The sequence below is a fragment of the Salmonella sp. SJTUF14076 genome (assembly GCF_015534835.1).
Lineage (GTDB): Bacteria > Pseudomonadota > Gammaproteobacteria > Enterobacterales > Enterobacteriaceae > Salmonella > Salmonella enterica.
Genome location: NZ_CP064674.1, coordinates 4504802 through 4527737, shown reverse-complemented (window position 1 = coordinate 4527737; position 22936 = coordinate 4504802). Strand labels below are relative to the sequence as shown.

General features: G+C 52.3%; 21 protein-coding genes. 6 read left to right on the top strand and 15 right to left on the bottom strand.

The genetic code is table 11. The annotated features are described in order from the left end of the window. Positions 1 to 14 precede the first annotated feature (14 nt). Genes fdhE through fdnG form a run of 4 tightly spaced genes read right to left on the bottom strand, consistent with a single transcriptional unit; the run spans position 15 to position 5538 of the window. Positions 15 to 944, bottom strand: coding sequence for a formate dehydrogenase accessory protein FdhE (gene fdhE / locus HU143_RS21695; RefSeq protein WP_000027730.1), 930 nt, complete (start codon positions 942 to 944; stop codon positions 15 to 17). After that, a complete protein-coding gene (gene fdoI / locus HU143_RS21690) occupies positions 941 to 1576 on the bottom strand; it encodes a formate dehydrogenase cytochrome b556 subunit (protein ID WP_000829028.1) in 636 nt (211 codons plus the stop codon). The genes fdhE and fdoI overlap by 4 nt, the downstream gene beginning before the upstream one ends. After that, positions 1573 to 2475 (bottom strand): formate dehydrogenase subunit beta, encoded by a 903-nt coding sequence (fdxH, locus tag HU143_RS21685; RefSeq protein WP_051129234.1) that lies wholly within the window; start codon positions 2473 to 2475, stop codon positions 1573 to 1575. The genes fdoI and fdxH overlap by 4 nt, the downstream gene beginning before the upstream one ends. 12 nt (positions 2476 to 2487) lie before the next feature. Beyond that, positions 2488 to 5538: a formate dehydrogenase-N subunit alpha gene (fdnG, locus tag HU143_RS21680; protein WP_077909982.1), complete on the bottom strand. Its 3051-nt coding sequence runs from the start codon at positions 5536 to 5538 to the stop codon at positions 2488 to 2490. Positions 5539 to 5732: 194 nt separating this feature from the next. Here fdnG and fdhD point away from each other — a divergent pair, with 194 nt between their 5' ends. Beyond that, positions 5733 to 6569 carry a formate dehydrogenase accessory sulfurtransferase FdhD gene (gene fdhD / locus HU143_RS21675; protein ID WP_001059743.1) on the top strand — a complete coding sequence of 279 codons (837 nt, stop codon included), beginning with the start codon at positions 5733 to 5735 and terminating at the stop codon, positions 6567 to 6569. Between the two features lie 267 nt (positions 6570 to 6836). On the opposite strand, the gene HU143_RS21670 is transcribed toward fdhD, so the two are convergent. Then, positions 6837 to 7868, bottom strand: a complete 1032-nt coding sequence (locus tag HU143_RS21670; RefSeq protein ID WP_023227078.1) for a YiiG family protein — start codon at positions 7866 to 7868, stop codon at positions 6837 to 6839. Positions 7869 to 8050: 182 nt separating this feature from the next. Between HU143_RS21670 and HU143_RS21665 the strand changes: the two genes are divergently transcribed. Then, complete coding sequence (locus HU143_RS21665; RefSeq protein ID WP_000828048.1) at positions 8051 to 9151, top strand: YiiG family protein; 1101 nt, start codon at positions 8051 to 8053, stop codon at positions 9149 to 9151. Positions 9152 to 9494: 343 nt separating this feature from the next. On the opposite strand, the gene HU143_RS21660 is transcribed toward HU143_RS21665, so the two are convergent. Together HU143_RS21660 and HU143_RS21655 are read right to left on the bottom strand one after the other, a co-directional pair. Then, positions 9495 to 9818 (bottom strand): AzlD domain-containing protein, encoded by a 324-nt coding sequence (locus HU143_RS21660; protein WP_000527677.1) that lies wholly within the window; start codon positions 9816 to 9818, stop codon positions 9495 to 9497. Further along, positions 9818 to 10477, bottom strand: coding sequence for an AzlC family ABC transporter permease (locus HU143_RS21655; protein WP_000683586.1), 660 nt, complete (start codon positions 10475 to 10477; stop codon positions 9818 to 9820). The genes HU143_RS21660 and HU143_RS21655 overlap by 1 nt, the downstream gene beginning before the upstream one ends. A gap of 100 nt (positions 10478 to 10577) precedes the next feature. Between HU143_RS21655 and HU143_RS21650 the strand changes: the two genes are divergently transcribed. Then, positions 10578 to 11126 (top strand): helix-turn-helix domain-containing protein, encoded by a 549-nt coding sequence (locus HU143_RS21650; protein WP_001517951.1) that lies wholly within the window; start codon positions 10578 to 10580, stop codon positions 11124 to 11126. 88 nt (positions 11127 to 11214) lie between these two features. On the opposite strand, the gene rhaM is transcribed toward HU143_RS21650, so the two are convergent. The 5 genes from rhaM to rhaB form a co-directional block, all read right to left on the bottom strand. Next, positions 11215 to 11529 (bottom strand): L-rhamnose mutarotase, encoded by a 315-nt coding sequence (rhaM, locus tag HU143_RS21645; protein ID WP_000619478.1) that lies wholly within the window; start codon positions 11527 to 11529, stop codon positions 11215 to 11217. Further along, positions 11526 to 12674 (bottom strand): lactaldehyde reductase, encoded by a 1149-nt coding sequence (gene fucO / locus HU143_RS21640; protein WP_000009253.1) that lies wholly within the window; start codon positions 12672 to 12674, stop codon positions 11526 to 11528. Before fucO ends, rhaM begins: the two co-directional genes overlap by 4 nt. Before the next feature lie 126 nt (positions 12675 to 12800). Then, positions 12801 to 13628: a rhamnulose-1-phosphate aldolase gene (gene rhaD, locus HU143_RS21635; RefSeq protein WP_001179685.1), complete on the bottom strand. Its 828-nt coding sequence runs from the start codon at positions 13626 to 13628 to the stop codon at positions 12801 to 12803. Between the two features lie 142 nt (positions 13629 to 13770). Then, on the bottom strand, positions 13771 to 15030 hold the full coding sequence (gene rhaA, locus HU143_RS21630) for an L-rhamnose isomerase (protein WP_000211470.1): 1260 nt from the start codon (positions 15028 to 15030) through the stop codon (positions 13771 to 13773). Continuing rightward, positions 15027 to 16496: a rhamnulokinase gene (rhaB, locus tag HU143_RS21625; protein ID WP_023227079.1), complete on the bottom strand. Its 1470-nt coding sequence runs from the start codon at positions 16494 to 16496 to the stop codon at positions 15027 to 15029. The genes rhaA and rhaB overlap by 4 nt, the downstream gene beginning before the upstream one ends. 287 nt (positions 16497 to 16783) lie before the next feature. Here rhaB and rhaS point away from each other — a divergent pair, with 287 nt between their 5' ends. Further along, the gene (rhaS, locus tag HU143_RS21620) at positions 16784 to 17620 is read left to right on the top strand and encodes an HTH-type transcriptional activator RhaS (RefSeq protein ID WP_000217119.1); all 837 of its coding nucleotides are present in this window, start codon (positions 16784 to 16786) and stop codon (positions 17618 to 17620) included. A gap of 153 nt (positions 17621 to 17773) precedes the next feature. Then, positions 17774 to 18622, top strand: coding sequence for an HTH-type transcriptional activator RhaR (gene rhaR, locus HU143_RS21615; RefSeq protein WP_023227080.1), 849 nt, complete (start codon positions 17774 to 17776; stop codon positions 18620 to 18622). On the opposite strand, the gene rhaT is transcribed toward rhaR, so the two are convergent. Beyond that, positions 18619 to 19653 carry an L-rhamnose/proton symporter RhaT gene (gene rhaT / locus HU143_RS21610; protein ID WP_000063541.1) on the bottom strand — a complete coding sequence of 345 codons (1035 nt, stop codon included), beginning with the start codon at positions 19651 to 19653 and terminating at the stop codon, positions 18619 to 18621. The two genes, rhaR and rhaT, sit on opposite strands and share 4 nt — an antisense overlap. A 619-nt stretch (positions 19654 to 20272) precedes the next feature. On the opposite strand from rhaT, the gene HU143_RS21605 reads away from it, so the two are divergent. Continuing rightward, on the top strand, positions 20273 to 20956 hold the full coding sequence (locus HU143_RS21605) for an oligogalacturonate-specific porin KdgM family protein (protein ID WP_000378721.1): 684 nt from the start codon (positions 20273 to 20275) through the stop codon (positions 20954 to 20956). 157 nt (positions 20957 to 21113) lie between these two features. Here the strand turns inward: HU143_RS21605 and HU143_RS21600 are convergent, their stop codons facing one another. Continuing rightward, positions 21114 to 22421 (bottom strand): TRAP transporter large permease, encoded by a 1308-nt coding sequence (locus HU143_RS21600; protein WP_000566800.1) that lies wholly within the window; start codon positions 22419 to 22421, stop codon positions 21114 to 21116. Next, complete coding sequence (locus HU143_RS21595; RefSeq protein WP_001091410.1) at positions 22414 to 22929, bottom strand: TRAP transporter small permease; 516 nt, start codon at positions 22927 to 22929, stop codon at positions 22414 to 22416. The genes HU143_RS21600 and HU143_RS21595 overlap by 8 nt, the downstream gene beginning before the upstream one ends. Positions 22930 to 22936: the final 7 nt, after the last annotated feature.

The window sequence follows — 22936 nt, the reverse complement described above, 5'->3', positions numbered from 1 at the left end:
TCTGAGTAAAAAACTTATTCCCCTTCCCCCGGGAACAGGAACGGGTTGATGGAACTGCGGGCGAACCCTTCCTGCTCCATGCGCGCGTCCAGCACCAGCGAGGCGAGGTCGTCGGCCACGGCTTCCACTTTCGGGTCTTTTTCCTGATAGAGAATCTTCAGGTAAGTCCCGCAATCGCCGCAGCTTTCGGCTTTCACCGCAGCCTGCTCATTTTCCAGTGACCAGTAGTGTAAGTCGCGGCTCTGTTCGCAGTTACTGCATTTTACGCGCACGACGTGCCATTCGGTTTCACACAGGTTGCAGTGCAGGTAGCGCAGCCCCTGCGTGGTGCCGATCTGCACCATGCTGGAGACCGGCATCGAACCGCACACCGGGCAATACTGGCGCGCTTCACCGTATTCCGCGCGGGCTTTGCCTGGAATCAAGCTGGCCATTTGCGCCCAGTAAAGGGAGAGCGCGGCCCAGATAAACGGGGCTTTATCGCTGCTGACGGAGGCAAAATCCGAGGCAAACAGCGCGCTGGCCATCTGCTCCAGCTCCTGTTCTGAGGCTTTCTCCAGGTTCTCAATCACCGCCAGCGCGGGGCCGCTCATCTCGGGTTTTAGCTCGGCAATCAACGAATGCAGCAGTTTTTGCCAGTGCTTATCACGCGGCAACACGTGGATATCCAGCGGCGGCTTGCCCTGGTCGTTCGCTTCTTTAATACGTGCGGTCAGATCCATCTCCAGCGGATGGTCGTACAGCACCACTTCCTGCGCGTGCGCGATAAGCGCGGCAAAGCGCAGGTAATCGCCCAGCGGGTTATTTTCAGCCAGCTCGCGTAAACGTTCGGCGCGGCGGTTGTAGACGTTTTTGAGTCGGGGGAACAATAACGGCGGAATCATATCCGCCGTACGTTTCTCGCTCGACCCCAGCTCATCTTGCGGGATTATGCGAATACTCATTCAGTTTCTTTTTCCGTTGTCTTGCGGACTTCTCGGTACCAGCGCGGGTGATGTTTCTTCGCCCACGACCGGGTTACCCAGCCTTCCACCATCGCGGTAATGGTGCCTTTCACCCAAAGGGCGGCGTAGATATGCACCATGATAACCACAATTAACGCTACTGCGGCAAAAGAATGCAACATTAACGCGAATCGGATCACCGGGATTGAGAAAGCAGGCGCAAAGTACGGACGCCAGATAATTACCCCGCTCACCAGCAGCAGCACCAGGAAGATAATCGCCGCCCAGAATACGCATTTCTGACCGAAGTTATAACGCCCGGTGTCACCCACTTCCTCGTTGACGACGATCTTACGAATATTCTTCGCCCAAAAGATATCATCCCGATTGATTAGATTGTGGTGCCAATAACGGAAAAACATGATGATGAACGAGGCAAACATAACCACGCCCACAAACGGGTGCAGAATTCGCGCCAGTTGCGGGGTGCCCATGATATGCATCAACCAGTTGAAGGATGGGAATAAAAAGCCCAGCCCACTCACCGCCGCCAGCACGAAGCAGAAGGCGACGATCCAGTGGTTGATGCGTTCCGGCGCCGTATAGCGCACGATGGTGTCACGTCGTTTCATTTGCGCACCTCGTCTTTCTCTTCATGCAGGTTGTCATTTTCCTCTTCCGCGCGGTTCGGGCCGACGCCGACATAGTGGAAGACGCTGGCGGCAAAGGTCGCGGCAAAACCGAACGCGGCGAGCGGTTTCCAGACGCCTTTCCAGAACTTAACGGTTTCGCTGATTTCCGGGTTCTCCGGCAGACCGTGATACAGATTCGGCTTGTCGGCATGATGCAGCACGTACATGACATGCGTACCGCCTACGCCCGCCGGATCGTACAGACCCGCGTTGTCATAACCACGGGTTTTTAGTTCCGCCACCCGCTCGCCCGCCAGCGTTTTCATATCCTCTTTCGAGCCAAAATGAATGGCGCCGGTTGGACAGGTCTTCACGCAGGCCGGTTCCTGGCCGACCACCACACGGTCAACGCACAGCGTACATTTATAGACGCGGTTGTCTTCCGGGTTGAGGCGCGGCACGTTGAACGGGCAGCCAGCGATACAGTAGCCGCAGCCGATACACTGCTCGGACTGGAAGTCGACAATACCGTTAGCGTACTGAATGATTGCCCCTTCCGCCGGACATGCCTTCAGGCAGCCGGGATCGGCGCAGTGCATACAGCCATCCTTACGGATCAGCCACTCCAGTTTGTCGTTCTGTTCCACTTCCGAGAAGCGCATCACCGTCCAGGATTTCGCGGTTAAGTCCGCCGGGTTGTCATACACCCCGACGTTATTGCCCACTTCATCACGGATGTCGTTCCACTCGGAGCACGCCACCTGACACGCTTTACAGCCGATGCAGGTAGTGACGTCGATGAGTTTCGCCACCTCTTCCTGGTGATCCCGCGCCTGAGGCGCGGGGGTGAAACCGTTAGTGGCGGAACGACGAATGATGTCTTGCGATTGATAAGCCATAGGTCGTCTCCGTTACACCTTTTCCACGTTCACGAGGAAGGATTTAAACTCCGGCGTTTGCGTGTTCGCATCACCGACGAAAGGCGTTAACGTATTGGCGATAAAGCCTTTTTTCGCCACGCCTTCGTAGCCCCAGTGAATAGGAATACCGATGGTATCGATATCCTTGCCGTCCGCTTTCAGCGTGCGAATACGCTTGGTCACCACTGCTTTGGCTTTGATATAGCCGCGGTTCGAGGAGACCTTCACGGTATCGCCATGCGCGATGCCGAGCTTATTCGCCAGCTTCTCGCCAATTTCCACAAACTGTTCCGGCTGGGCGATAGCGTTAAGCAACGCGTGCTTGGTCCAGTAGTGGAAGTGCTCGGTCAGACGGTAAGTAGTTCCGACATACGGGAACTTATCCGCTTTACCCAGCGCGTCGGCATCGTCTTTAAAGATACGGGCGGCAGGGTTAGAGATAACGTTCGGGTGTAGCGGGTTAGTGCCCAGCGGCGTTTCAAACGGCTCATAGTGTTCCGGGAACGGCCCTTCCGCCATCTTATCGATGGCAAACAGGCGACCCATCCCTTCCGGCTGCATGATAAACGGTCCGACGTCGCTGCCTGGCGCGGCGGCGCTGTAGTCCGGAATATCCCATCCGGCCCATTTTCCGCCTTCCCATTTCAGTAGCTGACGTTTCGGGTCCCAGGGGTTACCCTGCGGATCGGCGGAAGCGCGGTTATACAGAATACGGCGGTTAAGCGGCCATGCCCATGCCCAGCCCAGCGTGTTGCCGAGACCAGACGGGTCGGCGTTATCACGACGCGCCATCATGTTGCCTTCCGGCGTCCAGCTACCGGCGAAAATCCAGCAGCCGCTGGACGTCGTACCGTCATCACGCAGTTGCGCGAACGAACTGAGCTGTTGACCTTTCTTCACTACCACCGCGCCGGTTGCCGGGTCGATAAGATCGGCCAGCGCTTTACCATTACTTTCCATCGCCACTTCTTCAGAGGCGGGTTCGTATGGTTTGGTGTAGTTCCAGGTCATATTCAGCACCTGTTCCGGGTTGGCGCCGCCCTGTTCAGAGTACATCTTACGCAGGCGTAAGAAGATACCGGCGAGGATTTCGCCGTCGGTCATGGCAATTCCCGGGGCGTCCGCGCCCTTCCAGTGCCACTGCAGCCAGCGACCGGAGTTAACGATGGAACCATTTTCCTCGGCAAAACAGGTGGAAGGCAGACGGAACACTTCGGTCTGGATTTTTGCGGGATCAACGTCGTTCGACTCACCGTGGTTTTGCCAGAAGGTGGACGTTTCGGTGTTGAGCGGATCGATAGTCACCAGGTACTTCAGTTTGGAAAGCGACGCGACCACTTTGTTTTTGTTCGGGAATGAGGCCACCGGGTTAAAGCCCTGGCAGATATAGCCGTTGACCTTACCCTGTTTCATCATCTCGAAGTACTGCAACACGTCGTACCCTTTGTCCCACTTCGGTAGCCAGTCAAAGCCCCAGCTATTTTCCGCTGTCGCTTTATCACCAAAGAAGGCCTTCATCATCGAGACGAAGAATTTCGGATAGTTGCCCCAGTAGTTGACCTGATCCTTCAACAATGGCTTCGGCGTATTGGCAGCCAGATAGGTTTGCAAATCGGTCTGTTTTTCGCTCGGCAGCGTCAGATAGCCCGGCAGACTTTGCGACAGCAGTCCTAAGTCGGTCAGTCCCTGAATATTGGAGTGACCGCGCAGGGCGTTAACGCCGCCGCCCGCCATTCCCATGTTACCGAGCAGAAGCTGGATCATCGCCATAGTACGGATGTTCTGCGCACCGATGGAATGCTGCGTCCAGCCCAGCGCGTACAGGAACGACGCTGTTTTATCTTTTGCGCTGGTTTCTGCAATGTACTCGCACACTTTCAGGAAGTCCGCTTTCGGCGTACCGCAGATATTTTCTACCATGTCCGGCGTGTAGCGTGAGACATGCTGTTTCAACAGATTCCAGACACAGCGCGGGTGTTGCAGTGTCGTATCGCGTTTGGCAAAACCGTTTTCGTCCAGCTCATAGTGCCAACTGGTTTTATCGTACTGACGCTTGTCTGCGTCATAGCCAGTGAACAGACCATCATCGAAGCCAAAATCTTCACGCACGATCAGGCTGGCATTGGTATAGGCCTCGGTGTATTCACGGTTGTATTTTTCGTTGGTCAGCAGATACAGCATCACGCCTGACAAGAAGGCAATGTCAGTACCAGAGCGTATTGGCGCATAGAAATCGGCCACCGACGCGGTACGCGTAAAGCGCGGATCGATCACAATCAGCTTCGCGCCGTTGTGAATTTTGGCTTCCATCGCCCAGCGGAACCCGACCGGGTGAGCTTCTGCGGCGTTACCGCCCATCACCACGACGAGGTTGGCGTTCTTGATGTCGACCCAGTGATTGGTCATCGCACCGCGACCAAATGTTGGAGCAAGACTTGCTACCGTTGGTCCGTGTCAGACACGCGCCTGGTTGTCGACCGCGAGCATACCCAGCGCGCGGGAGAATTTTTGCGTTAAATAACCCGTCTCGTTACTGGATGCGGAAGCGCACAGCATCCCGGTGGTGAGCCAGCGGTTAACGGTAACGCCTTCGGCGTTCTGCGCCTGATAGTTGGCGTCGCGATCTTCCTTCATCAGTTTAGCGATGCGGTCAAACGCTTCTTCCCAACTGATCTGTTGCCACTTATCTGAACCCGGCGCGCGGTATTGCGGGAATTTCAGGCGGCTTTCAGAGTGGATAAAGTCCACCAGACCGGCCCCTTTCGGGCACAGCGCGCCACGGCTTACCGGATGATCCGGGTCCCCTTCGATATGGAAAATAGATGCTTTGGCGTTTTTCGCACCGTCGCCGAGGCTGTACATCAACAGCCCGCAGCCAACGGAACAGTAGGTGCAGGTGTTACGGGTTTCGCGGGTGCGCAGCAGTTTATATTGCCGTGTTTCCGCTAGCGCTACGCCGGGCGCGAAGCCCAGTGCCGCCGCCGTGGTGCCTGCCATACCGCCAGCGCAGATCTTAAAGAACTGCCTTCTGCTGACCTGCATGGTTTGCTCCTTGTTTCGACATTGTCACTTCTCTTTCACATTTCTCTATCCGAAACGCTCAGGGAGTGGTTGTTATTTTTCTTTGCGGACGGGCCCGCAAAGGTTCAGAATTGGATAAATTTTCCTCCATCCGGGAGGAGTTGTAACAGAATACCATAATGTTGGTGTGTGTGTTCTTATATGGTTAAAAGAAAGTGAACAATATACTGTCTGAAGAAGTCCTAAATGTGACTGATTTCACAACCTCACGCCAGTTGACTCTCTGGAAACGCGAGGATTTGCAGTCCCCCCAACTTGATGATGTTGCCGAGGAAGTGCCAGTGGCACTGGTGTATAACGGCATTTCGCATGTCGTTATGATGGCCTCTCCGAAAGATCTGACGCATTTCGCAATGGGGTTTTCTCTGTCGGAAGGGATCATTGACAGCCCGCGTGAAATCTATGGCATGGACGTTGTGCCGTCCTGTAACGGACTTGAAGTGCAGATTGATCTTTCCAGCCGTCGATTTATGGGGCTGAAAGCGCGTCGTCGCGCGCTGGCCGGACGCACCGGTTGCGGCGTGTGTGGCGTGGAACAGCTCAATGACATTGGTAAGCCGGTGCAACCGCTGCCGTTTAGCCAAACGTTTAATCTCGGTAACCTTGATCGCGCGTTAAAACATCTGAATGATTTTCAACCGACGGGTAAGCTGACGGGTTGTACGCACGCTGCGGCGTGGGTCATGCCGTCGGGTGAACTGGCGGGGGGCCATGAAGATGTCGGACGCCACGTTGCGCTGGATAAACTGCTCGGCCGCCGCGCTACAGAAGGTGAGGAATGGCGGCAAGGCGCGGCGTTGGTTTCCAGTCGCGCGAGTTACGAAATGGTGCAGAAGTCGGCGATGTGCGGTGTGGAAATTTTGTTTGCGGTTTCTGCTGCTACCACGCTCGCGGTTGACGTCGCTGAACGGTGTAATCTTACGCTGGTGGGGTTCTGTAAGCCGGGTCGGGCGACGATTTATACCCATCCGCAGCGGTTAATCGCAGACTAAAATAGTACCCTCTACATTTGCGTAAAATATATATTTTCTCAATTTTACAGCCTCTCTTGATAATGGAATCACGTATAGTGGCGAGGCCATACAGGTTTTAATCGTTTTTATGCTGGACCGCAGCTTATTCCAGTCATTAACGAGGCGCTTGCTACCCGGTAATACTTCGAACGAAAAAAGCGCCCCTGGGGCGCTCTTTCGACAGTCGCTAACGACTTATTTGCTCAGTTCAGCGGTCATATGCACGCGATTTGCAGCGTGAAAAGCTTAGAACTCACGCTCAAGATGATAGCCATTATAGGTGTCGATGAGCTCGTTATAAGCTTTAACCACAGCCTCATAAGAACCATCTACCATATCGCCGCTGCCTCTATTGAGGTAGTCCTGCTCATGCGAGGTATACGCCACGTTATCGCGCACGCGCCGAATGCGTTTTTTCACCTTGCCCTGGAATTTTTCCAGCTCAGAAATAAAACCAGGGAAGCTACGATGTTTATCTATATCAACGTTGATCTTCTCGTTTAGCTTCTGAGTATGCTCTTCAAAATCAGCGAGCTGTTTGCTTACTGCCGCCACATCAAAAGAAGCATCAGCTACAGCGTCATTAAGCGTCTCGGCTTCCTGCATCGTCAAAAGCGTATAGTACTTAATGGATTTACCTTCTTTCTTCTCGGTCGCCTTAATTTCATTAGCCGCATGCTGCCCACTCATAATGGTAATCTCGGCGATATATTTCTTCGCAATGGGATCAAACTCATCGAACTGTTTTATAAACGTTTTATGGAACGCTTTAGCGCCAGCAAAGGCATCATCCTTGAAGTTATCTTGATCATAGTATTTATTCATACTATTGATTGTTTCAGCTAGTGGCCCAGCCGCATTAATAAATGCCAGAGCAGCACTATCCAGAGAGGCAAACGCCGGCTTTAATTCAGCCGCCGCCTTGATGTCTTTCCGGCAGTCCTGGATAAGTGCAGGATACACAGGAACCAGCGGAGAGGGATCGTCTTCCTTACCGGTAGGACCGGTGCGGAAATCGTCGAATGTGTTAGCATAACGATTTACAGCGCGGTAAATACCTGCCTGGAGATTATTATAACAATCAATGTAAACATTCAGCTTTTGGTTAAGAACATCGTTCGCATCTGCGCTTTCCGCTGATGTGGATTGTGTATTGCTCGCTGATGAATCCGCACTCTGAGCTACAGGTTGTTCGTCCGCTTTTTTTTCATCACAAGCGCTTAGCCCGGCAGTCATCAGCATAGCGATAATAATTGATGATAACAAATCCTTTTTCATTAGAATAACCTATAAATAATATCATTGAAATTTACAGATTCATTTTAATGAAAAAAAACAGGTATGTGATTTATTCAACACAAAAAATACTTAATCCATATTTCATTATAATTAACATTATCAATATCAATGTGTTCGTTAAAATAAGAGAACCCCAACGTAAATATACAAAAGGCAATTAAATGAAAAGGAATTTATTATCCTCAGCGATAATCATTGCGCTAATGACCCTGGGCGCAACAGGATGTGATGACAATAATGTTAAAACCGAGGCGACGCCGGCCGCCAGCAGTCAGCCTGCGACGCCAGCGCCTTCTCAGACGCCGGAAACGCAATCTGGCGAAAGTCCAGCGCAGCCCCCAGCAGCGAAGCCAGAAACGGCAACTCAGCCCCCGGCGGCGAAGCCAGAAACGCCAGCTCAGCCGGAGGTTGACGCTGAAGAAGTTTATAGTGAAAAAATGGATGTCTATATCGATTGTTTTAATAAACTTCAATTGCCCGTTCAGCGCAGTCTGGCGCGTTACGCGGATTGGGTGAAAGACTTTAAAAAAGGTCCGACAGGGAAAGAGAGCCTGGTTTATGGCATTTATGGTATTACGGAGTCTTACATAACGAATTGCCAGAAAGAGATGAAACAGGTAGCCGCCTTAACGCCATTACTTGAGCCTATTGATGGCGTTGCCGTTAGCTATATTGATAGCGCCGCCGCGCTGGGTAATACCATTAACGAAATGGAAAAATATTATACCCAGGAAAACTATAAAGATGATGCCTTTGCTAAAGGTAAGGCGCTGCATCAGACATTACTGAAGAATATCGAGGATTTTAAACCCGTCTCGGAAAAATATCATGAGGCTATTCAGGAGATAAATGACAGGCGGCAATTGACACAGTTGAAGAGAATAGAAGAAGCGGAAGGTAAAACATTTAACTATTATTCTCTGGCTGTCATGATTTCGGCAAAGCAGATCAACAAGGTTATTTCTGCCGATACCTTTGATGCCGAAGCGATGATGAAAAAAGTCGCGGAACTGGAAACAATGATTGCGCAATTGAAAGAAGTGAATACTGATGGCCGTAATTCTTCTTTCATCAGCTCTGCGGCTGATTATCAGCTACAAGCTAAAAAATATATTCGTCGCATCAGAGACAATGTTGAGTATTCTGATTTTGAAAAGAAACGGGTGCAGGACCCTGCAACAGGATGGATGGTTGCGGATTCTTATCCGGCGTCGTTGAGAAGTTATAACGAGATGGTGGATGATTATAACCGCCTGCGTTGAGTGACGGCACATTAACTGCGCGCAGGCTGGCGCAAGTGCCTATAAAATTACGCTATAACGCCAATAAAAAGCGCCGATCAGGCGCTTTTTTCGTTCATGTATTTCGTCAGGCAATATCCGTAAAAATAGCTGACGTAAACCTTAACTAAGGAGAGTTATTAGGAAAACCAGTAATCTGAAGCTATCACAAGATGTTGAAGTTACTCTGACAGTGTAATTGAGGATCGGCATTCATATGGAAAGCATTTATCCCGCCTGATGCGAAAATTCTGAGCCACTTCAGCATAGGGCGGCCCAGCCTTCATCACTTATAGGGTGTCACGTCCAACTGTTCTGTAAGACGTTAATTAATACCCGCCATTCGTAATAACGCGGTCACCACCGCAGCGGCGATAATCACCACAATAAGCGGCATTTTACGCCAGGCTAAAAATACGGCGAAGCCAACCCCAAGAACGCGCGCCATTCCGGCAAAATGTTCGCCTTCGTAAAAGGTGGTCGCCAGCGCGACGGAGAATAGTAGCACCGTTGCCGCATCCGAGAGCAGCGCCTGTGAACGCTCAGACAGCGCCAGACGGCTGCCAAGTTTAGCGCCGCCGAGGCGCATCAAATAGGTTCCCGCAGACAAAAGAGCAATACCGATAATAAATAGCGTCATATTGCCCATTATTTTTTCCTCGCCAGTAGGCCAAGCAGCGAAAGCAACACCGGCAATCCGGCAGCTACAAAGGGAACGGCGGCAAGCGACAGCGCGGCGCCGCTGCAACCACGAATCAATGTGGTGCGGTTTTTAAACGCCGGGATCACCAGCGCCAGTAAGATTGCCGGGAATACGGCATCCAGACCGATGGTTTCTGGGGCCGGGAGCAGTTTGCCGACACCTGCGCCAATCAGTGTGCCAATCGGCCAGAATAGGGCGACGCCCAGACCGCATAGCCAGTAGGCGGCTTTACGTTGTTCGGGTGTTTTTTGCGACAGGCCGAACACCACGCTCTCATCATTCATGATATGGCAGCCGAAAAAGCTGGCGGCGCGGGTGCCAACCAAATCGCGCACCGTTACGCCAAACGGCACGTGGCGCGCATTCACCAGCAGTCCGGCAGCCGCAGCCGCCAGTGGGTTACCGCCGCTGGCGACGATGCCGATAAACATAAATTCGGACGCGCCCGCCAGCACAAAAATAGAGAGGACAAACGGCACCCACAGTGGGAAACCGTAGGCCATCGCCAGTGAGCCATAGGACATGCCGACGACGCCCACGGCCAGGCACACTAAAAATATCGCTTTTATCGTGTCTCCTTTGAGACAGGAAAAATAGTGTTTCATCTTCTTTAGTCATATCGAACGAATTTTCATTATAATGAACGGAACAGATTTGCTTTACAAGACGAACATTTCGTTCGTTATAGTGAACGTTGGATGCTTTATGACACAACCTATTAGCGTCATTGCCAGAAGTCTGGTGCGTGAACGTCAGCGCACCGGTTTGTCACTGGCAGAGATTGCGCGGCGCGCAGGCATCGCTAAATCTACGCTTTCACAACTGGAAGCAGGGAACGGCAACCCCAGCCTGGAGACGCTATGGTCGCTATGCGTCGCGCTCGACATTCCCTTTGCCAGGCTGCTGGAGCCGCAGGTACAAAAAACGCAGGTGATTCGCCGCGGAGAAGGCACCAAAGTCGTGGCGGAGCAGGCGCATTATCAGGCGATATTACTGGCGGCGTGTCCGCCCGGCGCGCGGCGTGATATCTATTTGCTGTTGACGCAGCCGGGGGCCGACCGGATCTCTCACCCGCATCCGCCGGGGTCGGTGGAACATATTATTGTGACGCAGGGAAAAGCCCTCGTCGGCTTAACCGAGGCGCCGGAAGAGCTGGCGGAGGGCGATTACATTTGTTATCCCGGCGACCAGGCGCATATCTTTAAAGCGCTGGAACCGGATACTCAGGCTATCCTGGTAGCGGAGCAGAATTGAAATTGCCGGATGGCGGCGTAACCGCCTTATCCGGCCGACAAAAAATAAAACCGTAGGCCCGGTAAGCTTGCGCCACCGGGCACACGACTTACTGCAGATAGAACACCTCTTTTAGCTCTGCGCTGACCGGGCTGTTATCCGGATTCGCGGGCATAACGTCACGCATATGTTTCCACCAACGCTGGCAAACGTCGGTGCTGGCAACGGCGTTCCAGCGCTCCTCGGATTCAATCTCAACGGTGGCGAACAGCAGATTGCGCTCCTGATCGAGATAAATCGCGTAGTGATGCGCGCCGTGAGATTTTAATACGGCTTCCAGCTCCGGCCAGATTGGGTTATGACGACGCTGATACTCCTCGTGCGCGTCGGCATTTACCTGCATCACAAAGGCTTTGCGGATCATAACGCCTCCAGGTACAGCTCGCGAACTTCATCGCGGCTGGCGGTGCGCGGGTTACACGGCGCGCACGGGTCGGCGAGGGCTTTATCCAGCCAGCCTTCGATATCTTCTTTTGTGACGCCCAGCTTGCTGAAACCTTCTGGAATGCCGACGCGTTTGCTCAGCGTACGGATAGCGTTAATCGCTTCCTGACTTGCGGCTTCGTCAGACATACCGCGCGTCTCTACGCCCATCGCCTGTGCGATACGGGCAAAACGCGCGACGGCGTTCGGACGGTTAAAGTTCTCGACAATTGGCAGCAGGATAGCGTTGCAGACTCCGTGCGGCAGGTTGTGAGTTGCGCCCGGCTGGTGCGCCAGCGCGTGAACCAGCCCCAAACCGGCGCTGTTGAACGCCATACCCGCCAGGTACTGGCCGAATGCCATTTGCTCACGGGCTTCGAGGTTATGGCCATCGTCAACCGCTTTCGGTAGCCACACATTGATTAAGCGAATCGCTTCCAGCGCGTTAGCGTCGGTAAGCGGATGCGCGCCAACGGAGACATAGGCTTCCACCGCATGGGTCAGGGCATCCATGCCGGTTGCGGCGGTCACAGAAGCGGGGATTTCCAGCATGACGCTGGCGTCATCCACGGCAATATCCGGGATGATATTCGGGTCGATGATCACCTCTTTGACCTTACGGGCAGAGTCGATAATCACCGCGTTGCTGGTCATCTCTGCCGCGGTACCTGCCGTAGTATTAATCGCTACCAGCGGTACGCCGGCGTTTTTCACTTTGCCGACGCCGGAGTAGGCGGTAGAAGGACCTGGGTTGGCGGTCAGAATTTTCACCGCTTTTGCGGTATCGATCGGGCTGCCGCCGCCGAAGGCGATAATGTAGTCACATTCTGCGCTCTGATACGCCGCAAAACCTTTCTGCACCAGCTCTTCTGTCGGGTTTGGGAACACCTCATCAAACAGGTGGTAAGACATTTGATGTTCATCCAGTGCGCTAAACAGGCTATCCAGCAGGCCCAGCTTTACCAGTTGACCATCGGTAACGATCAGCGCTTTGCCCCATTGCTTATTCGCCACGAGGTTCACCATATCGGCAATCGCTCCAGCGCCATGCAGGCTAATTTTTGGCAGTGCCAACATAAAGCTCATCACTATTCTCCTTAAAAAAATTCCCTGTTGCCCGATGGCGCTACGCTTATCGGGCCTACGGTAAAATGCGCACCGGCCTGTAGGCCGGATAAGGCAAAGCCGCATCCGGCGTTGAGTTGGCAGGTATCAGTACAGCGCTACGGCGCTGGCCAGCGGTGTCACGCCAAAACGTTTGCCGAGTGCGACCAGTTCTTCGCGCGTGATGGTCTGCTTCATACCGCCCATCGAATAGATTTTGACTAATACCTCAGCGGATTTCTCTGCGGTATCTATCAAACCGAAGGTTTCATCCAGCGTAGGTCCGCTTCCGAACACGCCGTGGAATGGCCACAGTACCAGCGAATGTTTCTGCATTTCTTGCGCGGTGGCCTGGCCGATTTCATCGGTGCCTGGCACCATCCACGGCAGAATGCCGACACCGTCCGGGAATACCACCAGACATTCGGTGCTGCCTTCCCACAGTTTGCGGGTGATCAGCGCAGTGTTGTTTTCCAGTACGTAGGTGAGGGCGATCAGGTTAGTCGCATGGCAATGCATAATGACGCGGTCTTTGCCGTGGGTGGCTTTGATGCGTTCGCAGTGGGAAAGGAAATGCGCCGGGAGTTCAGAGGTGGGTACCGCGTCGTGGGTTAAGCCCCACAGAATGTGGTAGCCTGCGCCGTCACTGTCGATTTTGACCACGCCTAAATTGGCTGCCGGATCGAGCTGCACGTTGCGGAAGAATTTGCCGGAACCGGTAACGATAAACGGCGTATTCGCCAGCAGCGGCATGGGTTGACTTAGCGCGATGTAGCGCGGTTTTTCGTGGAAATTAGCTGCAAACGGTGCGATATCGGCTTCATCCAGACGCAGCGTCAGGTTACCGCCATTACGTTCGTCCCACCCTTTCAGCCACGCATCAGACGTGGCTTTAATCATGCCCTGGACGAACCAGGAATCGGTAATATTTTGCATGTTCGTGTTCCCATTTATTGCCCGAAGGTTATTCGGGTCTTACGTAGGCCGGATAAGCGCAGCGCCATCCGGCAATCGTGTTTCATTTATTGCCGGATGGCGACGCGGGCGTCTTATCCGGCCTACAGATCAGGTGTCGCTGTCAGCTACGTTTGCTCAGGATCTCTTTTTCATAGACGCGAACGCTGTCCAGCCACTGGCTGCCAGCCGGCGTGTCGTGACGCTGGCAATACATTTCCCAGACGGCCTGCCACGGCAGAGATTTTTGCTCTTCCAGCAGCGCCAGACGCGCGGTGTAATCGCCGCTGGCCTCAAGCTGACGCAGTTGATCTGTGGGTTCCAGCAGAGCGCGCAGCAGCGCTTTTTTCATGTTGCGGGTACCGATAACCCACGCGGCGACACGGTTGATAGAGGCGTCGAAGAAATCCAGACCGATATGCACACGGTCGAACAGGTTATGACGGACGATTTCGCTGGCAATTGCCTGGGTTTCATCGTCCAGGAGCACCACGTGGTCGCTATCCCAGCGTACCGGGCGGCTGACGTGCAGTAGCAGCCGTGGCACATAGAGCATGGCGGCGGAAATTTTGTCGGAAATCACTTCGGTGGGATGGAAGTGGCCCGCATCCAGGCACAGCGCGGTCTGACGGCTGGTGGCGTAGCCCATGTAGAACTCATTGGAGCCGACGGTGTAGCTTTCCGCGCCGATGCCAAACAGTTTGCTCTCAACGGCGTCGATGTGGTGCGCCGGGTCGAATTTCTCGCTAATGACCTCATCCAGCGCTTCCAGCAGGCGCTGGCGCGGGGCTAAACGGTCGACGGTAATGTCTTTCATGCCGTCCGGAATCCAGATGTTCATCACCGACGGCGTACCGAGCTGCTCACCAAAGTATGCCGAGACGCGGCGGCTGGCCTTGCAGTGATCGATCCAGAACTGGCGAATTTTCGCGTCTGGATGAGAGAGGGTAAAACCGTCAGCGCTCAGTGGATGAGAAAAACAGGTGGGGTTGAAATCCAGCCCCAGCCGGTTCGCTTTCGCCCACTCCACCCAGTTTTTAAAATGCTCCGGTTTGATCTGGTCGCGAGCAACCGGCGTATCCGACTCAAGGTAAATGGCGTGCAGGTTCAGCCGTTTTGGTCCTGGGATCAGACGCAGCGCCTGTTCCAGATCGGCGCGCAGTTCGGTGGCGTTACGCGCTTTGCCCGGATAGTTGCCGGTCGACTGAATTCCGCCCGTCAACGAACCTTCCGGGTTCTCGAATCCGGCAACATCGTCGCCCTGCCAGCAGTGCATGGAAACCGGCAGGCGATCGAGCTGGCGCAGCGCCTCCTCGACATCAATACCTACTGCGGCGAAACGTTGTTTTGCCAGTTCCCAGGCTTGTTCCAGTTGAGTGGTCATGCGCAAAGCTCCTTTGTCTGTCGTTTGGGTTGAAACTGCGCAACGTGGCGGGCAATTTCACTATCAGGATTAGGGATATAGGTTGTCAGGTCGTAGTTAGCGCTGACGACCTGACGGAAGTCATCGATGTTGTTTAATTCGTCGAGGGTCATAAGCTGAATACCAATATTGCCAAGGGTGGAGGCTTCAACCGGCCCGGCCATCACGCGAATACCACATGCATCGGCGCACAACTGGTTGAGTAGCGCGTTTTGGCATCCGCCGCCGACAATATGCAGTTGGGTAAATTTTTCGCCGCGCAGATTTGCCAGTTCGTGCAGAATGTCGGCATACAACAGCGCCAGACTGTCGAAAATGCAGCGCGCCAGTTCGGCATCGCTGACGGGAACGGGCTGGTCGGTCTCGCGACAGGCGGCCTGGATTTCGGCGTGCATATCGTCAGGATTGATAAAGCGATCGTCATTCGGGTTAATCAGGAAACGGCAGGCCGGCAGCGCTTCTGTTTGGGCGATAAGCGCAGGCAGATCGGTAATGCGCCGTTCTTTCAGCACGCGCTGGAGCAGCCACAAACCCATAATGTTTTTCAGTACCCGATAACGCCCTTCCGCGCCGCCTTCGTTGGTGATATTGGCGGCCAGCGCCTCATCAGTGGTGTAGGGTTTTTTGCTTTCAAAACCCATCAATGACCAGGTGCCTGAAGACAGGTAAGCGCTATGTTTATTTGCCAGCGGAGAGGCAATAACGGCGCTGGCGGTATCGTGGCTGGCGACGGCTACCACCGGAATACGGTTGCCCTGCGGGCAAATCCAGTCGCCGATAACATTGCCAGGGTGTGAGGGGCGACCGAACCAGCTCTTTTTCGCGCCGGTCCACGCCAGCAGGGTCTCGTCCCAGTCATCGGTATTGATATTGACCAACTGGGTGGTCGTGGCGTTGGTGTATTCCCAGTTCATTTCACCGGTCAGGCGGTAACTGAAATAATCGGGCATCAGCAGCGCATGAGCGACCTGCGCCGTTAACTCAGGCTGTTGTTTCGTCAGCGCGCGTAGCTGATAGATGGTGTTAAACGGCAGAAACTGAATCCCGCTGCGGCGATAGATTTCGCTTTTGCCGATCTGGACCAGCGCTTGCGGCATGATGCCCGTGGTACGGTTATCGCGGTAGGAGACCGGCAAGCCGACACGCTGACCTTGTTTATCCAGCAGGACATAATCGACGCCCCAGGTGTCGATGCCGATGCTGTCGATAAGAATGCCTTCATTGCAGACTTTCTTCAGACCAAGACGGATATCCTTTTCCAGACTGTCGATGTCCCAGGTGTCAAACCCGTCTGTTTTTTGTAGGCAGTTCACAAAACGGTGAATTTCACGTAGCGTCAGGGTACGGTGTTTGCTGTCGTAACGCGCCAGCATCACGCGCCCGCTGGATGCGCCGAGATCAACCGCGACACAATGGCGAAAAGTCATAATCAGGTCCTTCTTAGAGTCATTGCGCACAGTCTAAAAAAGCCCTCAAAGACCTACCTTCTCGTTACTGACAGGAAAATGAGCCGCTGGCAACAAGGCAAAGATGAACGTGATAGCGTTCACAGTTTCTACTAATAGGCCGGTGTGATGTCGTCCGCATTTCCCGCTTTTTCCCGCCTTTTCTTGAAAAAAAGACCATGTTTGCGCGCTTTAGCGTCAAAAATTTAAGGTGAGGCCGATAGCCCTTAATTACTATTCGGACATGTTGAATTCAGGAGGAAGCAACCATGACCGTACTGCATAGCGTGGATTTTTTTCCATCAGGTAAAGCGCCCGTAGCGATTGAACCTCGTCTGCCACAAGCCGCTTTCCCTGAACACCATCATGACTTCCATGAAATCGTGATTGTGGAACACGGTACGGGCATTCATGTATTCAACGGGCAGCCGTATACCATTAGCGGCGGTACCGTATGTTTTGTTCGCGATCACGACCGGCATTTATATGAACATACCGACAACTTATGCCTGACGAATGTACTGTGGCGTTCACCGGACGCCTTTCAGTTCCTGGCGGGGCTGGAGCAATTACTGCCGCAGGAGCAGGATGGTTACTACCCTTCTCACTGGCGGGTGAATCAGAGCGCGTTGCAGCAAGTGCGCCAGTTGGTCGGCCTGATGGAGCGCGCCGGAGACGGCATGGATGCGCCTGCCGTGGCGAATCGCGAAATTTTGTTCATGCAACTACTGGTACTGTTACGCCGCAGTAGCCTGATGGAAGGCGCGACCAATAACGACGCCAAACTTAACCAACTGATGGCATGGCTGGAAGACCATTTTGCGGAGGAGGTCTGCTGGGAGGCGGTAGCTGAACAGTTTTCGCTGTCGCTACGCACGCTGCATCGTCAGCTTAAACAGCATACCGGCCTGACGCCGCAACGTTACCTTAATCGCCTGCGTTTGATCAAAGCCCGGCATTTATTACGCCATAGCGATCATAGCGTGACGGAAATCGCGTACCGCTGCGGTTTTGGCGACAGTAACCACTTTTCGACTCTGTTTCGCCGAGAATTTAACTGGTCGCCGCGGGATATCCGTCAGGGACGCGATGCGATGATCCAGTAACGCGAACGCTATCAACGTTTTTCGTCGCCAATATGCTGATAATTATACCCTTTAATACCGGATGGCGGTTGCGCCTTACCTGGCCTACGGCGGCAAGCGGTAGACAGAATAAGCGTAGCGCCATCCGGCAAGCATTCAACATGAGGTTCTGCGGTGGCAAATCAGTTAATCCTTTTGAAAAAAGATTTTTTTACTGATGAGCAGCAGGCCGTTACGGTTGCCGATCGCTATCCACAGGATGTTTTTGCGGAACATACGCATGAGTTTTGTGAACTGGTGATGGTCTGGCGGGGCAATGGTCTACACGTTCTTAATGACCGTCCATACAGAATTACCCGCGGCGATCTGTTTTACATTCGTGCTGAAGACAAACACTCCTATACCTCCGTTAACGATCTGGTGCTGCAAAATATTATTTATTGCCCGGAGCGTTTGAAACTCAATGTAAACTGGCAGGCGATGATTCCCGGATTTCAGGGAGCGCAGTGGCATCCTCACTGGCGGCTGGGCAGTATGGGAATGAATCAGGCGCGGCAGGTCATTAACCAGCTTGAACATGAGAGTAATGGGCGCGATCCGCTGGCGAATGAGATGGCGGAATTGCTGTTTGGTCAACTGGTAATGACGTTAAAACGGCATCGCTACGCGACCGACGATCTTCCGGCAACCTCCAGAGAAACCCTGTTGGATAAATTAATTACCGCTTTGGCTAATAGCCTTGAGAGCTCCTTTGCGCTGGATGCGTTTTGTCAGCAGGAACAATGCAGCGAACGGGTGCTGCGGCAGCAGTTTCGCGCCCAAACCGGGATGACGATTAATCAATATTTACGCCAGGTCCGTATTTGCCACGCGCAGTATCTGCTTCAGCATAGCCCGCTGATGATTAGCGAGATTTCGATGCAGTGTGGCTTTGAAGATAGTAATTATTTTTCAGTGGTGTTCACGCGGGAAACCGGGATGACGCCGAGCCAATGGCGCCATCTCAGTAATCAAAGCGATTAACTGGCCATGCCTAAACCGACAATATTCGCCGCGATAATAATTACCACGCAGCCGAGGCTTAATACGGCAACGGGACGGCGGCCAGCATTTTTCCACTCTTTTAGCACCAGACCGACAAGCCCCCCGCACAGCACATAGAAGCTCATGTGCAGCATCCAGCTCATGTAGTCATATTGCGCTGGAATGCGCGCGTGACCCCAGGCATAGAAAAAGAACTGTAAATACCACATCAGACCGCCAAGCGCGGACAGCAGAATATTGCTGATAATCAACGGTCTTGCCAGCGAGAAGTCGGCTTTTATCGACAGATTTTGCACTTTTGCCAGGCGGATAAAACAGAAACCGAGGTTCACCAGCGCGCCGCCGCCCATAATCACCACGTAACTCGGCAGCGCGACATAGAGCGGGTCAACGCCAAGCGCGGCAGCAGCTTCATGCATCGGTTTCGCGGCGTTCATGGCAAAAGACATCCCCGCCGAGAAAATACCGCACATCACTGCCAGCAGAAGCCCTTTCTTCAGATTGAACTCCTCCGCTTTAATGCCCATTTTGCGTTCTTTTAACTGTCCGGCGCGCGTCACAATCCCGACGCCGATCAGCGCGACAAAAACGCCAAGTAGCGTCATGCGTCCCCCTTCGGTATGGATTAACACATCGAAGTTACCGTTGATGATAGGCGTCATCAGCGTGCCGACGATAAGCGTAATGCCGATAGCGATGCCGATACCCATCGACATGCCGAGATAACGCATGGTCAGACCGTAATTAATATTGCCGATGCCCCACATGGCGCCGAACAGAAAAACCGGTAAAAGGGTGGAGAGGTTAAACTGCCCATAATAGGCCCAGAAATCAGGCAGTAACAGAGCGCTAATTGTCCACGGCAGAATAAGCCATGAGACGATGCCGCCCACTGACCACATGGTTTCCCATGACCACTGTTTCACTTGCTTGAACGGGGCATAGAAGCAGGCTGCACTGGCCGCCCCTATCAAATGCCAGAAAATACCCATCGTAATCGCGTTACTCATGACATGTTCCTCATTATTTTTTATGGACGGGATACCCCTTCCGTTTGCATGAGTTTAAAAATTACGCAGCCTGGTAACCTTATAACGATTGCCGCCGTTGGGTGTATTCTGGCAATCAGCACGTTAATGAAGTGATTAACTTCACGTTTTAAAAAAGTCGGAGCGCATCGTGACCGTCTGGATGTTATTTAAATCAGTGGGTAATATTTGTTTTTCTAAAATACCTTCATCATAACGACACGAAACGACTTAGCTGGCAACAATACAAAGAAAACGCTGCGTGAGATCACATAATGGGAATGGTCTGACTTACCGTTTGATAAAAGGGTAGTTATACAGTAATTATTTGGTTGTTTTATTTGTATTTACAATTTAAATATATTGAAATTAACGTTAGGAATCAATGAAATATAAGTATAAGGAAATTCCTATATTGGCGTTGTTGATGGTGTTTTGATTTTTATTTTATATGACGAATATGAATTTCATTTATTTTATTTTGCTTTTTGAACATTATCCCAATTTTAAATTAAAGATCTTTGTCTATATTGTCGCCATTCACATTGCGTATTATGGTTGTAACGGTCTGACATGAAACAACGTTTTAATTTTAAATTAAATGGATTCTGTTATGAGAAAATCTCTTTTCTTACTATTACCTCTTGTTGTAACAAATGCGCATGCAGTATATGTCGATGTTCGTCATGAATATCTTGATGACAGTAAAGCTAACTATGACCGTGCGTATATTTCTCATCGGTTTGCGAATGGTGTTGGTTTTGCGATAGAAGCTATCTCAAAATCAGGCGGGGATGACACCAATAAAGCGTTTAATGACCTGGAAACACAGGGCAACGAATATACGATAAGCTACCAATTTAAAACCGGTGATGTCGCCTGGCAACCGGGTTTCGTGCTGGAAACAGGCAACGGTTACTCTACCTATAAGCCTTACTTCCGCGCGACGTGGACATTAAATGAAAGCTGGTGGGTTGGCGCGCGCTATCGTTTTGAATATGTACGCCGTTCTTCTGATATCCGTGATGATGATACCATCAATCGTATGGATGTCTGGGCGGGTTATAAATGGAACAACTTTGACTGGACAATCGAAGGAATTTATAAGAAAGCTGATAAATATGATCTTTACGATGGCGGCAAAGATAACTATGAATATAACTTCAGAACTGCCTATATTATTGACCAATGGTCGCCATTTGTTGAGGTAGGTAATGTTTCCGTCAATAGCAACAGCGATGAAAGACAAACCCGTTTCCGCGTGGGTATAGGCTACACATTCTAATCATTATCCCTGTTTATTATTTATTCCCTTTTCCGGCTACTTTATAGGTAGCCGGTTTTTTTTACCTGGTGATGACCTGCGGATAATTATTATCGCGCGTTGGCCGGATAAGACGCGAATCGCCATCCGGCAACGAGATGTGCAGGAAACTATGCGCTTACATGATGCCCAGTAGACGGGGTAAGAACAGTGTGATTTCCGGAATGTAGGTAATTAATAACAGAACGCCGATAATCGCGCCGTAAAAAGGCAGCAACGGTTTAATCACTTCCTCAACTTTGACCTTACCGACGCTCGCCCCGACATATAAACCACTGCCAACTGGCGGCGTAATGGTGCCAATCGCCAGGTTATAGATCATGATAATGCCGAAATGCACCGGATCGACGCCCAGTTTAGCCATGATCGGCAGCAGAATCGGGGTAAAAATCAGAATGGCCGGACCGATATCCATAAATGCGCCGATAATCAACAAAAAGACGGTAATGACTAACAGGATAACCAGTTTATTGGCGGAAATACCGAGGATCATATCGCTCAGCGCCGCAGGAATATTGGTGATCGACATCGAGAAGGACATCGCCGAAGAGGTTGCCAGCAGGAACATGATGACCCCGGTCATTACCACTGTCTGGAGCAAAATCGAAGGCAAATCCTTAATTTTCAGCGTGCGGTAAAACACCATCGTCAGCAATAACGTATACACCACGGCAATCGCGGAGGCTTCAATGGCGGTGAAAATCCCCTGCACAATGCCGCCGACAATAATCACGATCAGTAACAGGCTGGGAATGGCCTCAACGGCAACTTTTAGCGCCATGCCTTTTTGGACGGTGAAGAAAACCCGATAATTTCGACGTTTAGCGACCACCAGCGTGACCAGCATACAGCCAACGCCCCACAGCACTCCCGCGACCAGACCGCCGGCGAACAGAGCGGCAATCGATGTTCCCCCGCTTGCCAGCGCGTAAAGGATAAAAGCCGTGGTGGGTGGAATTAACATTCCCGTCGGCGCGGAGGCGATATTCACCGCGGCCGCAAAACCGCGATCGTAACCTTCGCGCGCGCTCATCGGCACCATCACGCCGCCGATAGAGGTTGAGGCGGCAATCGCCGATCCGGAAATAGCACCAAACATCATATTGCCGACGATGTTGGTGTAAGAGAGCGAGCCGGGCAGTTTGCCAGTAAACAGTTTGGCAAAATTGACCAGTCGGGCGGCAATTCCCCCGCTATTCATGATCACCCCGGACAAAACGAAGAACGGCACGGCCAGCAAGGCAAAACTGTCCAGGCTGGAGAACATTTTTTGCGCGGTGGCGAACATCGAAATATCGAAAGGCAGTACCAGCATCATGGTGCTGAAAGAGGCGATAACGATGCAGATCCCGATAGGCGCGCCCATGGCCAGTAAAACAACAAAGACGGCAATTAGCGTACAGGACGCAAAAATAGGGTCAATCATGTGATTTCTCCAGAGTGTGCTCAGTGGTATCCGTGGCGGAATGGATAGCTTTCAGGGCGTCAACGATATTCAGCAGCCCATAGAGGATGATCAGTACGCCCGCGCAGGGGAGCGCGTAATAAATTTTCCCCATCGGAATGCCCAGCGCAGGGGAGATTTGCAGCATAGAAATCGCAGAAATCTTCAAGCCGCCGATAATCAATACCCAAATGGAAAACGCGATAAAAATGACCTGCAGGATGATATCCCACCAGCCGCGAATCGTCGGCGACACCTTATCCAGTAAGATAGTCAGACTGATATGCTGTTTCTGACCGGCGACAAAAGCCATGCCCAGCATTGATACCCACACCAGGAGAAATCGCAGCATCTCTTCGGTAAGGGTACTGGGAACGCCCAGAATGTAGCGGCTCACCACCTGCCAACAGGCGATGCCCACCATTATCGCCAGCACCAGGCAACAAATAGCGCCCAGCAATAAATCAAGTCCTTTTCTGAATGTGTTCATCTTAATT